The sequence below is a fragment of the Afipia sp. GW822-FHT03D08 genome, from assembly GCF_058801645.1.
Genome location: NZ_JBXANK010000001.1, coordinates 2,240,989 through 2,255,008 on the forward strand (window position 1 = coordinate 2,240,989; position 14,020 = coordinate 2,255,008).

Below are 14,020 nucleotides of genomic sequence, written 5' to 3' on the forward strand. Positions count from 1 at the left end.
ATCGATTAACCCTCCTGCCTTAGGACTATGTTCATCCTCTCCCGTTGCGTGGGGTAGCGGGGGATCACCTAACAGACTGACGGCTGACGGGATTCTGAGTGGCGGGCGGTTTTCCACGCAGCATTGGCTTTGAATGGCTTTCGCGCACCTCGGTGCGCGTCGGCCTCGCCTCGCTGCTGCTGGTCGCGACCAACGCCCGCTCCGTCCACAACGCCACCGCCGACGGCGACACCCGCACCCTCTCCTTCCACCACACCCATTCCGGCGAAGACCTCACGGTCACCTTCAAGCGCAGCGGCCGCTACGACGAAGCCGCGCTGAAGAAGCTCAATCACTTCCTGCGGGACTGGCGCAGCCAGGACTCCACCACCATGGACCGCCGGCTGTTCGACATCGTCTGGGAAGTCTACCGCGACGTCGACGGCAAGCAGCCGATCCAGATCATCTCCGCCTATCGCTCGCCCGCCACCAACGCCATGCTCCGCCGCCGCTCCTCGGGAGTGGCGCGTCACAGCCAGCACATGCAGGGCCACGCGATGGATTTCTTCATCCCCGGCGTGCCCCTCGAACAGATCCGCTACGCCGGACTTCGCCTGCAACGCGGCGGCGTCGGCTTCTACCCCACCTCCGGATCGCCGTTCGTGCATCTCGACGTCGGCAGTATCCGCCACTGGCCGCGCATGACCCACGACCAGCTCGCGCGCGTCTTTCCCGATGGCCGCACCGTGCATGTGCCGACCGACGGCAAGCCGCTGAAGGGCTATGAGCTTGCACTGGCCGACATTCAGCGCCGCGGCAATGGCGAGGATGTCGCCGCGCCGTCGAAGTCGAAGACTTTCCTGGCCTCGCTGTTCGGCCGCAAGACCTCGGATGACGAGGAAGAAGCCGGCAACGACGCTGTGACACAGGGCAAGGTCACGCAGGTGGCGATGGCCGCAGCCGACAAGGCCAAGGACGCTGCGCAAGCCACCGTCACCGCCGCCGAGAAGGTTCTCGAACGCGTGCCGCTGCCCCGCGCGAAACCCGCAGGCGCAGCGTCCTATCAGGTCGCTTCGGCCGAACCCAAGGCCGTCGCCCTCGCGAAAGCCCAACCTGCGCTTAAACCAGTTCCTGCCGACGAATACGCCCCGCAATCTCCCATCGACATCATCAACGCCCGCGGTTTCTGGGATAACGAGCCGGCGCCGAAGCCTGCAGCAGCGCAGGCGCAGATCGCAGCACTCAAGGCCCGCGGCGCAGTCGTCGCCGCCGATCCGCAGTTCACCGCCAGCCTGCCGCAGAACGTCTCGCAGGCGCTCGCCTATGCGCCGGCCAATGCTCCGCTCGACCGCGCCCAGATCGTCGCCGCCAGCGCGCCCGTTCCGCGCAGCAACTCGCGCGTCGCGGCGCTCGCTCCCAATCCGATGTCCGGCGCGGAGATCAAGGTCAACGATGCGGCGATCGGGAAAACCCGCCAGGGCCCGATCGCGACCTCGGCGCGGATCAAGCAGGCCTCCCAGACCAACGACATCTGGATGCGCGCGATGATCCTCGCGCCCAGCGCCAGCACGTCGTTGTCGGTCTCGTCGCTCGGCGATCAGGACATGACCGTGATGCGCGTCCACTTCGTCAAACCGAACACCGCGGTAGCGATGACGTTCTCGGAAGATCCGCAGATGGGCATCGTCTGCGAGAAGTTCACCGGCCCGGCGACGGCGACGCTGTCGACCACGTCGTTTGCGATGCGCACCGCCTCGCTGCGGTAAACCGTCATTGCCGGGCAATAGCCGTTCGAAGAACGGCGTCGCTTCGCTCGCCTATGACCGGCAATCCATCTTCTTCTCTCATCTCTGGATGGATGCGCGGGTCAAGCCCGCGCATGACAGACAGTATGCGTATGCCTCACAGCATCCCCAGCGCCTGCATATACGTCTCCAGGATCGTTTCCTGCTCCTGACGCTCGTCGGCATCCTGCTTGCGCATGCGGATAATGGTCCGCAGCGCCTTGACGTCGAAACCGTTGCCCTTGGCCTCGCCATAGACGTCCTTGATGTCGTCGCTGATGGTCTTCTTCTCTTCCTCGAGACGCTCGATGCGCTCGATGATGGCCTTGAGCTGCCCCTTCGCGAAGCTGTGCGCGGTGTCGTCGTTGTCTTTCTCGGCAGGCATGGCCATCGGAGATACTCCTGAACTCGATATGAGGCTTTAGGGAAGCGTGCGCGGAGGCACGTCATCGGCGGGTCACACTCAAGAGTGGGGGCTGCTCCGTCAAGGCGGAGTCGCGGTCATCCACAGTGACCCACAGAAGAAAGAAAAGCCGGCGCTGGCGCGCCGATTTCGCTTGCGTGTTTCAGTGACCGGCGTGGCTCTTCTTCAGCGCCGCCTGCTGCTCCGGCGTCGCGTCGGTCTGATAGGTCGCCTTCCAGGTCTCGTACGGCATTCCATAGACCGCCTCGCGGCTGTCGTCCTTGCTCAGCGCCACGCCCTTCGCGTCGGCGGCCTCCTTTAGCCAGTTCGACAGGCAATTGCGGCAGAAGCCCGCAAGGTTCATCAGGTCGATATTCTGCACGTCGGTCCGTCCGCGCAGATGCTCGACCAGCCGTCGGAAAACCGCTGCTTCCAACTCCGTCCGGGTCTTGTCATCCATGGCCATGGTCATTTTTCCGCCATTTCATCCGTCGTATGAGCCGTCCCATAAGGGCTTCTAACATGGGACCGTATCCGGTGATTTTCCATATGGCGGAAAAAAGCAAACCAGCCCACATCGCAACGCGGCAAGTGGCCTATTAATGCTTGCGCACGGTTTGGCGAAACCGCCAAGCCCCCTTATAGTGACGGGACCTGACCGGACATGAAATCTCAGCTTTTTGCCGATCATGGTCAATGTGTTACGCGAAATCAACGAACGGTTGATAGTACCTGGTATGACAGCCACAATCTCCCGCCGCATGACGCTTTCCCGCACGATCACCGCCGCCCTCACGGGGCTTGTCGCGCTGATCGGGCTGTGTGCGTGGAGCGCGCCCGCAGCCGCGGATTTCCGGCTCTGCAACAACACGTCGAGCCGGGTCGGCATCGCACTTGGCTACAAGGACAACGAAGGCTGGGTCACCGAGGGCTGGTGGAACGTGTCATCCCGGGCCTGCGAAACCCTCCTGCGTGGAACGCTTGTCGCACGTTACTATTATATCTACGCCATCGACTATGACCGCGGCGGAGAGTGGTCGGGGCAAGCCTTCATGTGTTCGCGCGACAAGGAATTCACCATCAAAGGCACGGAAGACTGCCTGGCGCGTGGTTTCGACCGCACCGGCTACTTCGAGGTCGATACCGGCGACCAGCGCGCATGGACCGTGCAACTGACCGAATCCAACGAACAGAACCCGCGCTCGCCAAGCCTTCCCGGCATGCCGAATGCACCGGGGGCTGCACAACCCGGCGCACTTCCCGGTGCAGCTCCTGGAAATCCTAAATGAGACGTCTGCGACGCATTAAAATTCTCGCCACGCTTGGACCGGCATCGTCGGACAGCGCCTCCATCCGCAAGCTGTTCGAGGCGGGCGCGGACGTGTTCCGCATCAACATGAGCCACACCCCGCACGACAAGATGCGTGAGCTTGTGGCGACGATCCGCAGCGTGGAAGGCAGTTACGGCCGCCCGATCGGCATTCTGGTCGATCTTCAGGGGCCGAAGCTGCGGCTGGGCAATTTCGAGAACGGCTTTGTCGAACTCAACAACGGCGCGATGTTCACCCTCGATGCCGATCCGGCGCCGGGCAACAAGACCCGCGTCCATCTTCCCCATCCTGAAATTCTGAAAGCATTGCGGCCGGGCCATGCTCTTCTGATCGACGACGGCAAGCTTCGCCTGATCGCGGAGGAGACCTCGCCTGACCACGCCCTCGTGCGCGTGGTAACCGGCGGAAAAATGTCGGACCGCAAGGGCGTCAGCCTGCCCGACACCGATCTGCCGGTGTCCGCAATGACACCGAAGGATCGCGCCGACCTCGAGGCAGCGCTGGAAACCGGCATCGACTGGGTTGCACTGTCGTTCGTGCAGCGCGCCGAGGACGTGATTGAGGCCAAGAAGCTGGTGCGCGGCCGCGCCTCGATCATGTCGAAGATCGAGAAGCCGCAGGCGATCGACCGTCTCGCCGAAATCATGGAGGCCTCCGACGCGCTGATGGTTGCGCGCGGCGACCTTGGCGTCGAATTGCCGGCCGAACGCGTGCCCGGACTCCAGAAGCAGATGACGCGCATGGCGCGGCGCGCCGGCAAGCCGGTGGTGATCGCGACACAGATGCTCGAATCGATGATCACGTCACCGGTGCCGACGCGCGCCGAAGTCTCGGACGTCGCCAACGCCGTGTTCGAAGGCGCCGATGCCATCATGCTGTCGGCGGAATCCGCCGCGGGCAAATTCCCGGTCGAGGCGGTGCTGACCATGAACCGCATCGGCGAGGAATGCGAACGCGACCCGACCTATCGCGGCGTCATCGCTGCGCAGCGGCCCGATCCTGAAGCGACCGCAGGCGACGCCATCGCCGATGCCGCGCGCCAGATCGCCGAGACGCTCGATCTCTCCGCCATCATCTGCTGGACCAGTTCAGGCTCCACCGCGCTGCGTGTTGCGCGCGAGCGGCCAAGGCCGCCAGTGGTCGCCATCACGCCGAGCGTCAATACCGGGCGCAAACTGTCGCTGGTGTGGGGCGTGCATTGTGTGATCGCGGAAGACGCGCACGATCAGGACGACATGATCGACCGCGCGGGAAGCATCGCGTTCCGTGACGGGTTTGCGAAAGCCGGCCAGCGCGTGATCATCGTTGCGGGCGTCCCGCTCGGCACGCCGGGCACGACCAACATGGTGCGTATCGCCTATGTCGGCCCCGACCGCGAAGCCGACATCTGACGCCAGTTTGGCTCTACTTCGCTGACTGGCCCGCCGTCTCCTGACCCGGGTCACGGGGAATTCCATTTTCCAGTCAACGCGTCCGACTGAGGACCGTAGAGACGCATTGTCAGGTTGAATGACCATTCGAGACCACAACAATTCCGTTGTGAGCAAAGCACGATCGGCGACGAGTAAAAATCCTGTTGTGCCGGCATGCGGCCGGGCACCACCTCCGTGGCACCCGGCGAATGCCGGAGTCAGGCAGCCTTGTCGGTATGAATGACCGTATCGCGGAGTTCCCGCGCGTTGCGGGTCGCATCCTCGACAGTCCCCTGCGTCAGCTTCATCATACGCTGGGCTTCTTCACCGTACTGGGTGAATGCGGTTTGCCAGAACTGCGCGTACACCTGCTGCAGATCCTGCAACGAGCGGCAATCGTGGATCGAGCGGAATAACTGGGCATCCTCGCGGAGCCTCATCCCGACAAACTCGGACCATTCCTTGCCGACCGACTGCATGTTGGTGCTGACCTGCGCGTTGAACTTCGCGATTTCGTTCAGCATGGTTCCGTTCATCTCGCTGACGCGCGCGAGATCGGGAAACGGAATCGTTTCCGCGACTTTGCTGAAAGCATTGTCATTGTTCGATGAGGTTGTCATGTCCGACCTTCATTCTGCTGGAGCGAGAAAAGGACGCGTATAACAACGACACTCGATCATCGATCGATGGCAGCAGTATGATGTTCAGCGCATCGTGATCAAAAGAGAAACTTCTCCTCCGATGCACGTGCATGTTGCGCGTGCGAGCCGAGCGAACGATCTATCGCGGCGTGGCGGCCGTGCGGAGTTCGTTCCGAACCACCAGCCAGCCGAACAGCAGCATATCGCCGAGCAGGACAAGCGATCCGATGCCTGCATAAGGCTCACCGGCCTTGTTGCCCGCGTGCAGCATGGCAACACCCACGGTCAAGGCGATCGTGCCGACGATCCAGATCCAGACCTGCGCCAGCGCGATACGCGAAACTTCCAGCGCCGGATGAAGGCGATAGAAAATCCCGAACAGAAACAACGACACCCAGCCCAGCAGGTTGAGGTGAGCGTGCGCGGGCATGGAGGAATGGTCCTGCGACATCGCCATGACGATGCCCCAGGACATGCCGATGAGAACCGCGATGACAGCGGCGAAAAAACTCAATGACGAAGCTTTCACGGAAATCTCCAATCAAAATCAAAATTGAGAAATGCGGCACGCGCCGCTGCGAAAGACGCCGAACTAGCAATGGCGGGATCAAAAATCAACGTGCGCGGGTCCGTCGCCACCAAAATTGCTTGCAGTTGCGTGGCAATCTGCCCCGTGGGCGTGTCAGTGACGGCAGTCCGAGCGAATCAATCAGACCTGCGCGCGGTGGCCGAGACCGCCTGCGCTTTTGCGGATATCGCCTCGATCTCCGCCACGATCAGGTCTGTTGCATAAACCTGCGGCATGTGGCCGCCATTCGGCAACACCACGAGTTTCGTCTGCGGCACAGCCTCCGCAAAGGGGCGGGAATGAATATCGGTCGAAACCGTCTTGTCGGCGTCGCCAGCGATGATCGTCACCGGAACCCGGATCGACGGATAATTCGGTGACTGCTTCGCCACTTCCGCCTTCAGCGTCGTGAGATCCCGAGCATTGTCGAGAAAGACCTGCGGCCGCAACACCATGCGCACCGCGGTCGCATCGATATAGCCGTCGGGCATCGTCTGTGGCGCGAAGACATAACGCGTTCCGCCATCAACGAGAAACATGCCCAGCGGCAGCGTGATCGTATAGGCGAGCAGCGGGCCGATCACCGGAATGGTCGCGATCCTGTTGAACCGTCCGACCCCACCCGGCCAGGGATACGCCACCGGCGACAGCATCATGATGGCCGCGACCCGCTTGGAATATTGCATCGCCAGCGCCGGCATCATCGCGCCGGCCCACGAATGACCGACGAAAATGGCCTGATCGACACCGAGCTTGCCCAGCGCCTCGTCGATCATCCGGGCCTGAATCGCGGGCGTCGAATCCTCGGTGCGGTCGCGCGTGCTCCAGCCGTGGCCCGGCCGGTCGATCAGGAGGACGCGATGATCTTTCGCCAGCCGCTCGCCGAGCGGCTGGCGCATGGTTTGCAAGCTCGAACTCGCGCCGTGAATGAGGACGATCGGCAGACCGGGCGCGTAAGTCGGGCCCAGTTCGACGACATGAAGCCGCGCTCCCTTGACGTCCACAAACTTGCCCTGCGCCGGATAGGCGCGTTCGAGCACAAGAACGCCGGCCTGTGTGACCAGCGCCAGCACCGCCAGCGTGACCACAGCCGCCAGAACAATCATGGAAAGAATCCGGGGAATTTTCTTCACGGCGGGAAATACGAACGACCGATGAATAGGTTTCACGTCAAAACAAACCGGCCGGTATGCCGGTCAGAATACAATAAATGACTGGTTAAATATCGCGGCCTTCAACCTTCTCGGACAGGGTCTTCACGAGATCGGGGACACGTTCAAGGTACGGGTTGATGGCAAGCGCCTTGCGGAAGGCGTCCAGCGCGTGCTTTTCGTCGCCGGTCTCCTGCATGATCATGCCGAGACCCGCCAGGGCGCCAAAGTGGCGCGGTTCGCGGATCAGCACCTGCCGGATATCTTCCATCGAGCGGCTGTAGTCGTTCTGAAGGTAATAGATCGTCGCGCGCCGGTTCCAGGCCTCGATGTAATCGGGGCGCAGCTTGATGACCGCATCGAGCAGTTTCAGCGCCACATCGGTATCCTTGCTGTCCAGCGCAAGCTTGGCCCGCGCCATCAAGAGCGCCGCCGTATCGCTCGGCGTCGCGGTCCATACCGCCCAGATTCGGGCTTCGACGGCCTTGGCGCTCTCCTGATCCGGCGCGGCCTTCAGCGCGCCGAACAGAAAATCGAGATTCTTGGCCTTGTCGCCGATCACGCGCGGGAGCTTGGCGGGCGGCTGCGGCAGTTTCTTCTGCTTGCCTGGCGGGGTGATTTGCGGAGCCTGTGCCGCGGCGGGGGTCGCAGCGAACGCCACGAGCGTCAGAGCGACGATCGCGAGTTTCAGGACAGCCGTGGTCCATTCCGTCTTGGATGCCATGACGGAAAGTCTAAACGCGGAAAGCGCCGCGTGCAAAGCACCAGCGGCGTCAAACGGCTGTGATATGGGGGAAGTTCTGGGCTAGACCTGCCAGCCGCTGGCGGCTGGCGACATCATCGAACAATCGGGCGGCGAATCAGCCCTGGCGCGCCTTGAAGCGGCGCTGAACCTTGTTGATGACATAAACCCGGCCCTTGCGGCGGACCAGACGGTTGTTGCGGTTACGGCCGCGCAGGGACTTCAGCGAATTACGGACCTTCATGGGACAATGCTCTCTGGAAGGCCGCGTTGCAGGCCGAGTATGAAACCGTTGGTTGATGGGCATATCCCGCAGGCCAGGCCGCGCGGGACAGGGCGGTTTCTATGCCATCGGTGGCACAAATGTCAATCCGATCAGGCAAATTCAGCCCCCTGCAACCGGGTCAAATTGCCCCGAACGGAACCCGGTTTCGGACTTTTCCCGGCCCAAATGTCTCTCTAATCAAACATCTAGAACCGTTCGCGTCCCCCGTCCTTCATCTTCGGCGGCGCATGCGTTAAACACGGCCTTGGCCCCACCCGGAAGGCAGTTTTGGACCCTTTGACCGCTGAAATGACTAACAATCGTCCGGCGGCCGCGAAAGCCGTCCCCCTCCCCGGCACCGCGGAGCCCGGATTGTCCGGCCGTCTGCCGCTGCCCGCAGGGGTCGATCTCAACCGCATTGAATGGGGGGCCGCCCTCCCCATCCTGTTTTACCATCTGGTCGCGCTGCTCGCCTTCATCCCCTGGTATTTCAGTTGGACCGGGGTGATCGTGGCCGTCATTGCTGCCCGCCTGAGCGGATTGCTCGGCATCAATATCGGCTATCACCGTCTGCTGACCCATCGCGGCTTCCGCTGTCCGAAATGGTTCGAGCATGTGCTCGTGGTCATCGCCATTTGCTGTGTGGAGGATACGCCGGCCCGTTGGGTCGCTGTGCATCGCCGTCATCATCAGCACGCCGACGAACAGCCGGATCCGCACAGCCCGCTGGTGAACTTCCTGTGGGGGCACATCGGCTGGCTGATCATCAAGAATCCCGAGCTCAACCGCCTCGGAATCTACGAGCGCTACGCCAAGGACATCCTGCGCGATCCCTTCTATGTCGCGCTCGAGCGCAACTGGCTTCAGCTCAAGATCATCCTCATTCAATGGCTGGTGTTTTTCGGCCTCGGCTTTCTCGCTGAGCTGGCGATGGGCGGGACTGCGATGCAGGCGTTGCAGTTCGGGCTGAGCATCCTGATCTGGGGTGTGTTCGTGCGCACGGTGTTCGTCTGGCACCAGACCTGGGCGGTGAACTCCATCACCCATCTGTGGGGCTACCGGAACTACCAGACCGACGAAGACAGCCGGAACAATGTGGTCATCGGTCTCCTTGCGCACGGCGAAGGCTGGCACAACAATCATCACGCCGATCCGCGGTCGGCGCGTCACGGCCACAAGTGGTGGGAGTTCGACACCACCTGGCTGACCATTCGCCTGTTCGAGAAGCTCGGACTTGCGACCGATGTTGTCGGACCAAGTCCGTATGTGATGAAGGCAGCGGCCATCGCGGGCCAGACCATCACGACGCACGGGCCTGACGGCACCCCGACCCACTAGACGGCGCGCGTCTCCGGTCCAGCCAATCAAAAGCCCGCCCCGGACAATCCGGAGCGGGCTTTCTGCAATCCTTGAGACCGGCTGCTATTGCTGCGGCACGTTCGCGGTCTTGACGACGTTCGCCCACTTGTCCATCTCGGCATCCACAAACTTCGTGAAGTCCGGGCCGGAAAGCTTTCCCGGCTCGACGCCCTGTCCGGCAAACTTCTCGCGCGTTGCGGGAGAGGCGAGGATCTCCTTCATGGCCGCGACCAGCTTGGTGTAGGCGGGGTTGCCATTCGCGGCCGGCATATAAAGGCCGAACCACGCGGTCGCCTCGAAACCTTTCACACCGGCCTCGTCGAGGGTCGGCACGTCGGGCAGCGATGCGGCGCGCTCCTTGCTGGTCACTGCAAGTACGCGGATGGTGCCACCGGACGCTGCGGGCAGCACCGTCGGCAGCGTGTCGAACATGATCGGAATATGTCCGCCAATCAGGTCGTTCATCGCAGGCGCCGCGCCCTTGTAGGGAACGTGCACGATGTCGACGCCGGCCATCTGCTTGAACAGTTCGCCCGACAGATGATTGGCGCCGCCGATGCCGGCGGAGCCGAACGAATACTTGCCGGGCTCCTTCTTGGCCATCGCGATCAGTTCGGCGACGTTCTTGGCGGGGAAGTTCGCCGTGACAACGAGTGCGTTCGGCGCGCTCGCCACCAGAGCGACCGGAGAAAACTCCTTGCGCGGATCGAACGGCAGTTGCTTGTAGAGACTCGGGTTGATGACGTGATGCGTCGCGGTCAGCAGCAACACGCTGCCATCGTTCGGCGACTTCGCCACCAATTCGGAGCCGATGATGCCCGAAGCTCCGGCGCGATTCTCCACAATGGTCGTGACGCCGAGCTTCTCGCCGAGATACTGGGCGACAAAGCGCGCCAGAATGTCGGTGGTGCCGCCGGCCGGGAACGGCACGATGATCTTCACATTGTTGACGGGAAACTGCTCATTGGCGCTGCCGGGCGTGGTGACCAGCAGGAACACGGAGCAGATCGCGGCAAATAGTGACTTCATGATTTCAACCTGACTTGAGTTTGTATGGCGAGCATGGTCCTCGCCAGCGGGATCGATCCAACCGTTCAGGGCTGACGCAGCAACTTGGCGCGCTCAACCAGCGAGCGTTCGGAGAGATAGAATTCGCCGGCCCACTGCTGATATTCACCGGGCGGCTTCTGCCACTCCGTCTGACCCAGGGTCACCAGCAGCTTCTTGTATTCGTCGCTGTCGGCCGCGGCCTTAAAGGCCTTGTACAGCCTGTCGACGACGGCGGCCGGCATTCCCTTCGGTCCGACCAGTCCATACGGCGCAGGGTAAACCAGATCGTAGCCGAGGCTCTTGGCTGTCGGCACGCCGGGCAGTGACGCCACCGGCTGCGGATCGAACGACAGCAGCACGCGCATCTTGCCCGATTCGACATAAGGCAGAATGGTGCCGATGGCATCGACCGTCGACATGGTGTGACCGCCGAGAACCGCGGTCACGGCTTCGCTGCTGCCCTTGTATCCGACATGGGTGATCTTCACGTCCGCCATTCCGGCGAGCGCTTCCGCGAGCAGATGCATGGTGGTGCCGGCGCCCGCGGTCGCGACCGTCAGAACATCGGGATTCTTCTTTGCGTAAGCGAAAAAATCGGCAGGTGTCTTGAGCGGCGAGTCGGTGTTGACCGCGAGCACAAAGGTGTAGCCGCCGAGACCCGTGATCCAGGTGAAATCCTTGATCGGATCCCAGTCAACTTTCTGCATGTAAGGGTAACGCAGCAATCCCGCCGTCGCCGCCGCGATGGTGTAACCGTCGGGCGCCTCTGTTTTGGCCATTGTCGACGGGGCCAGCGTTGCGCCTGCGCCCGGCCGGTTTTCAACGATGATCGGCTGCCCGAGATCCTTGGCAGCAAGTTCAGCAAGCTTGCGGAACGTGGTATCCGTCGCCCCGCCCGCAGCGAATCCGACCAGCAGTCTGATCGGCCGGGTCGGATAGGCATCCTGAGCTATGGCGATCTGCGATGTCGCAGCCATCACGCCCACTGCAACCAATGCAGAGCGCATCACATCTAAATATCGCATTTACGTCTCCCTCTTGTTCCGGATTGTTTCCGGTTATTGATCTGTCGGTTATCGCGAAGCGCTGGAAACGCTCCACGATTTGCGCATGTTCAGGGCATCAACATCGAATCCCGCAAGCTGCTTGTAGCGGCGTTCGACATCCTGCAACTCGGCTTTCGCATCGCCATGCGCGCCGCTGCGCGCCAGCGCGCTTACGCGCGCCATCACATCGCCTGCCTGCCGCCGATTTGCGAGCTGTACTTCGCTCGCAACCGGCCGGCGCTGCGCGTCATAAGCGCGCAATGCGTCATCGGTGGTCGCAGCGGTCGCCAGCTCATAAGCCAGCACCCGCGCATCAAGTATCGCCTGCGACGCACCGTTGGAGCCGAACGGATACATCGCGTGGGCAGCGTCGCCGAGCAGCGCGCATCGCCCGAAAATCCAGCGCGGCAACGGATCGATGTCCGCCATCGGATACTCGTAGGATTCCGATGACGACGACACCAGATGATGCACATCCAGCCAATCGAAGCGGTAGTCTTTTACAAACTCCGCAATGACACTGGTCGGCACCGGCAGATTCCAGTTGCCGAGTTCGGTCTCGGCGCGCGTCGTATCTTTCGGTCGAACCAGCAGCCAGTTGATGACGCCATCCGCGATCGGATAGACCACCACGCGCTGGGTCTCATCGCCGATAATCACCATCGAGCGTCCGGAAAGAAACGGCCCGGCCTTGGTGACGCCGCGGTACATGACCCAGCCGTTCGATGCGAGCGGCGTGACCGCGCCATAAAGACTGTCGCGCGACGGCGAGCGGATGCCGTCAGCGCAGATCGCAACATCGGCCGTATAAGACACCGGACGATCCTCAATCAGATCGGTCGCGGCGATGGCGGCCTTGTTGCCCGTGGCGCTGATGCCCGTCACCCGCTGCGCGACGCGGATCGTGGACGCACCCAGCCGTTCGTGCACGGCATCAACGAGCAGCCGTTGCAGCGTGCCCCGATGAATGGAGTATTGCGGCCATTTGTAACCGGCGTCTAACCCGCGCGGCTCGGCCCAGATCAACTGGCCTCTGGGATCGTAGTAAGCCAGCTCCTTGGTCGGCACGCCCACTTTCGCGAGCGCATCCCCAAGGCCCAGTTCGCTCAATTCACGGACGGCGTGCGGCGGCAGGTTGATGCCGACGCCCACGTCGCGAATTTCACGCGCTGCTTCCAGCAGGAGAATGTCGCCCTGGCCGGCGGCGTGCAAAGACAACGCCGCCGTCAGTCCGCCAACTCCCGCGCCTGTGATCGCGATCGACATCGCGCTTCAACTCCCGGTCAGGCTGCTGCGGCTGCGCGCGGGAATTCGACCATCGCCTCGCCGACAGCGACCTTGTCGCCGTTCTGGTTCTTCACCAGCACGTCGATCAGCACGAAGCGCGAGTTCTTGGTGGTCTGCTTCGCCTTGATGATGCCTTCCGGCTGGATGGTATCGCCCGGCTTCACCGGCTTGACCCAGCGCGTTTCCAGACGGCGATGAATGGCGCCCGCGGGATAGGCCCAGTCGGTCAGCATCCGGGTGATCAGCCCGAAGTTGTTCATGCCGTGCATGATGATGCCGCCGAAATTGGTCTTGCCGAAATCGCCCTTCATGTAGTTGTCGTCGAGATGCAGCGGGTTGTAGTCGAGCGATGCATCGCAGAACAGGCGGATGGATTCGCGCGAGACCGAGAACTTCGGGCCGTCGATGCTGTCGCCAACCGAGAGGGTTTCGAATGTGGTCGTCATGTTTGAACTCCTCGCGTTACATCGGCCGGATGGTCTGGCCGCGGCCGGAACAGATCACGTCGCCGTGCTGGTTGAAGAAGACGTTGTCGTGGACCACGAACAGCCGCTCGCGCTTGATGAACTTGTCGAGCGCGCGAGCCTGCAGCGTAATCGTGTCGCCGGGCCGTGCGGGCTTATTGTAGCTCCAGGACTGGCCCGCATTCACGGTGCCGGGTGAGCGCATCCAGTCGTCAGCCTCGGTGCAGGCGAACATCAGCAGGATGTGAATCGACGGCGGCGCGATAATGCCGCCCCAGGGCGTGGTCTTGGCATAAGCCTCATCGAGGTAAAGCGGGTTGGTTTCACCGACAGCCTTGCACAGGAGCGCGATGGCTTCCTTGGTCAGCAGGTAGGGAATCGTCTTGCGCGGTTCACCCGGAACGATCTCGTCCCAGACCTTTCGCAAATTTTCGTCCTTCCAGAAGTCGGTCTCGAAAGCTTGTGCTTGCGCCATGGCAATCTCTCATCTATGTTCATCAGGCGAACTTTATAGTCACTGTACGAACACTATGGTCCG

At 62.2% G+C, this 14,020-nt stretch carries 16 protein-coding genes; 4 read left to right on the forward strand and 12 right to left on the reverse strand.

What is annotated here, in order from left to right; genetic code table 11:
- The first annotated feature begins 98 nt into the window (after positions 1 to 98).
- Positions 99 to 1,745, forward strand: coding sequence for a peptidoglycan L,D-endopeptidase MepK (gene mepK, locus AC1RM7_RS11060; protein WP_024919891.1), 1,647 nt, complete (start codon positions 99 to 101; stop codon positions 1,743 to 1,745).
- A 136-nt stretch (positions 1,746 to 1,881) separates the two neighbouring features.
- On the opposite strand, the gene AC1RM7_RS11065 is transcribed toward mepK, so the two are convergent.
- Together AC1RM7_RS11065 and AC1RM7_RS11070 are read right to left on the reverse strand one after the other, a co-directional pair.
- On the reverse strand, positions 1,882 to 2,154 hold the full coding sequence (locus AC1RM7_RS11065) for a DUF2312 domain-containing protein (RefSeq protein WP_006022165.1): 273 nt from the start codon (positions 2,152 to 2,154) through the stop codon (positions 1,882 to 1,884).
- A 175-nt stretch (positions 2,155 to 2,329) separates the two neighbouring features.
- Positions 2,330 to 2,632, reverse strand: coding sequence for a DUF1244 domain-containing protein (locus tag AC1RM7_RS11070; protein ID WP_006022166.1), 303 nt, complete (start codon positions 2,630 to 2,632; stop codon positions 2,330 to 2,332).
- Between the two features lie 271 nt (positions 2,633 to 2,903).
- Here AC1RM7_RS11070 and AC1RM7_RS11075 point away from each other — a divergent pair, with 271 nt between their 5' ends.
- The gene (locus tag AC1RM7_RS11075; protein ID WP_024919890.1) at positions 2,904 to 3,455 is read left to right on the forward strand and encodes a DUF1036 domain-containing protein; all 552 of its coding nucleotides are present in this window, start codon (positions 2,904 to 2,906) and stop codon (positions 3,453 to 3,455) included.
- Positions 3,452 to 4,888, forward strand: a complete 1,437-nt coding sequence (pyk, locus tag AC1RM7_RS11080; protein ID WP_006022168.1) for a pyruvate kinase — start codon at positions 3,452 to 3,454, stop codon at positions 4,886 to 4,888. The genes AC1RM7_RS11075 and pyk overlap by 4 nt, the downstream gene beginning before the upstream one ends.
- A gap of 239 nt (positions 4,889 to 5,127) precedes the next feature.
- On the opposite strand, the gene AC1RM7_RS11085 is transcribed toward pyk, so the two are convergent.
- The 5 genes from AC1RM7_RS11085 to ykgO form a co-directional block, all read right to left on the reverse strand.
- On the reverse strand, positions 5,128 to 5,529 hold the full coding sequence (locus tag AC1RM7_RS11085; protein ID WP_006022169.1) for a phasin family protein: 402 nt from the start codon (positions 5,527 to 5,529) through the stop codon (positions 5,128 to 5,130).
- Positions 5,530 to 5,689: 160 nt separating this feature from the next.
- Positions 5,690 to 6,079: a hypothetical protein gene (locus AC1RM7_RS11090; RefSeq protein ID WP_006022170.1), complete on the reverse strand. Its 390-nt coding sequence runs from the start codon at positions 6,077 to 6,079 to the stop codon at positions 5,690 to 5,692.
- A gap of 176 nt (positions 6,080 to 6,255) precedes the next feature.
- Positions 6,256 to 7,224 carry an alpha/beta fold hydrolase gene (locus AC1RM7_RS11095; protein WP_024919889.1) on the reverse strand — a complete coding sequence of 323 codons (969 nt, stop codon included), beginning with the start codon at positions 7,222 to 7,224 and terminating at the stop codon, positions 6,256 to 6,258.
- A gap of 112 nt (positions 7,225 to 7,336) precedes the next feature.
- Entirely contained in the window at positions 7,337 to 7,993 is a 657-nt protein-coding gene (locus AC1RM7_RS11100) for a tetratricopeptide repeat protein (RefSeq protein ID WP_006022172.1), read from the reverse strand.
- Positions 7,994 to 8,129: 136 nt separating this feature from the next.
- Positions 8,130 to 8,255, reverse strand: a complete 126-nt coding sequence (ykgO, locus tag AC1RM7_RS11105; RefSeq protein WP_002713372.1) for a type B 50S ribosomal protein L36 — start codon at positions 8,253 to 8,255, stop codon at positions 8,130 to 8,132.
- A 330-nt stretch (positions 8,256 to 8,585) separates the two neighbouring features.
- Between ykgO and AC1RM7_RS11110 the strand changes: the two genes are divergently transcribed.
- Positions 8,586 to 9,614 (forward strand): acyl-CoA desaturase, encoded by a 1,029-nt coding sequence (locus AC1RM7_RS11110; protein ID WP_034460482.1) that lies wholly within the window; start codon positions 8,586 to 8,588, stop codon positions 9,612 to 9,614.
- An 84-nt stretch (positions 9,615 to 9,698) separates the two neighbouring features.
- Here AC1RM7_RS11110 and AC1RM7_RS11115 read toward each other — a convergent pair whose 3' ends face one another.
- The 5 genes from AC1RM7_RS11115 to AC1RM7_RS11135 all read right to left on the reverse strand — a co-directional run bounded on the left by AC1RM7_RS11115 (position 9,699) and on the right by AC1RM7_RS11135 (position 13,957).
- Complete coding sequence (locus AC1RM7_RS11115) at positions 9,699 to 10,664, reverse strand: tripartite tricarboxylate transporter substrate binding protein (protein ID WP_024919887.1); 966 nt, start codon at positions 10,662 to 10,664, stop codon at positions 9,699 to 9,701.
- A gap of 65 nt (positions 10,665 to 10,729) precedes the next feature.
- Positions 10,730 to 11,710: a tripartite tricarboxylate transporter substrate binding protein gene (locus AC1RM7_RS11120; RefSeq protein ID WP_024919886.1), complete on the reverse strand. Its 981-nt coding sequence runs from the start codon at positions 11,708 to 11,710 to the stop codon at positions 10,730 to 10,732.
- A 48-nt stretch (positions 11,711 to 11,758) separates the two neighbouring features.
- Positions 11,759 to 12,997, reverse strand: a complete 1,239-nt coding sequence (locus tag AC1RM7_RS11125) for an FAD-dependent monooxygenase (RefSeq protein ID WP_024919885.1) — start codon at positions 12,995 to 12,997, stop codon at positions 11,759 to 11,761.
- A 17-nt stretch (positions 12,998 to 13,014) separates the two neighbouring features.
- On the reverse strand, positions 13,015 to 13,464 hold the full coding sequence (locus tag AC1RM7_RS11130; RefSeq protein WP_006022178.1) for a MaoC family dehydratase: 450 nt from the start codon (positions 13,462 to 13,464) through the stop codon (positions 13,015 to 13,017).
- Between the two features lie 16 nt (positions 13,465 to 13,480).
- A complete protein-coding gene (locus AC1RM7_RS11135) occupies positions 13,481 to 13,957 on the reverse strand; it encodes a MaoC family dehydratase (RefSeq protein WP_006022179.1) in 477 nt (158 codons plus the stop codon).
- Positions 13,958 to 14,020: the final 63 nt, after the last annotated feature.

Coding starts and splice junctions, on each gene's coding strand:
- AC1RM7_RS11065 (WP_006022165.1), bottom strand. CDS start 2,154: ATGGCCATGCCTGCCGAGAAAGACAACGACGACACCGCGCACAGCTTC.
- AC1RM7_RS11070 (WP_006022166.1), bottom strand. CDS start 2,632: ATGGCCATGGATGACAAGACCCGGACGGAGTTGGAAGCAGCGGTTTTC.
- AC1RM7_RS11075 (WP_024919890.1), top strand. CDS start 2,904: ATGACAGCCACAATCTCCCGCCGCATGACGCTTTCCCGCACGATCACC.
- pyk (WP_006022168.1), top strand. CDS start 3,452: ATGAGACGTCTGCGACGCATTAAAATTCTCGCCACGCTTGGACCGGCA.
- AC1RM7_RS11085 (WP_006022169.1), bottom strand. CDS start 5,529: ATGACAACCTCATCGAACAATGACAATGCTTTCAGCAAAGTCGCGGAA.
- AC1RM7_RS11095 (WP_024919889.1), bottom strand. CDS start 7,224: ATGATTGTTCTGGCGGCTGTGGTCACGCTGGCGGTGCTGGCGCTGGTC.
- AC1RM7_RS11100 (WP_006022172.1), bottom strand. CDS start 7,993: ATGGCATCCAAGACGGAATGGACCACGGCTGTCCTGAAACTCGCGATC.
- ykgO (WP_002713372.1), bottom strand. CDS start 8,255: ATGAAGGTCCGTAATTCGCTGAAGTCCCTGCGCGGCCGTAACCGCAAC.
- AC1RM7_RS11110 (WP_034460482.1), top strand. CDS start 8,586: ATGACTAACAATCGTCCGGCGGCCGCGAAAGCCGTCCCCCTCCCCGGC.
- AC1RM7_RS11115 (WP_024919887.1), bottom strand. CDS start 10,664: ATGAAGTCACTATTTGCCGCGATCTGCTCCGTGTTCCTGCTGGTCACC.
- AC1RM7_RS11120 (WP_024919886.1), bottom strand. CDS start 11,710: ATGCGATATTTAGATGTGATGCGCTCTGCATTGGTTGCAGTGGGCGTG.
- AC1RM7_RS11125 (WP_024919885.1), bottom strand. CDS start 12,997: ATGTCGATCGCGATCACAGGCGCGGGAGTTGGCGGACTGACGGCGGCG.
- AC1RM7_RS11130 (WP_006022178.1), bottom strand. CDS start 13,464: ATGACGACCACATTCGAAACCCTCTCGGTTGGCGACAGCATCGACGGC.
- AC1RM7_RS11135 (WP_006022179.1), bottom strand. CDS start 13,957: ATGGCGCAAGCACAAGCTTTCGAGACCGACTTCTGGAAGGACGAAAAT.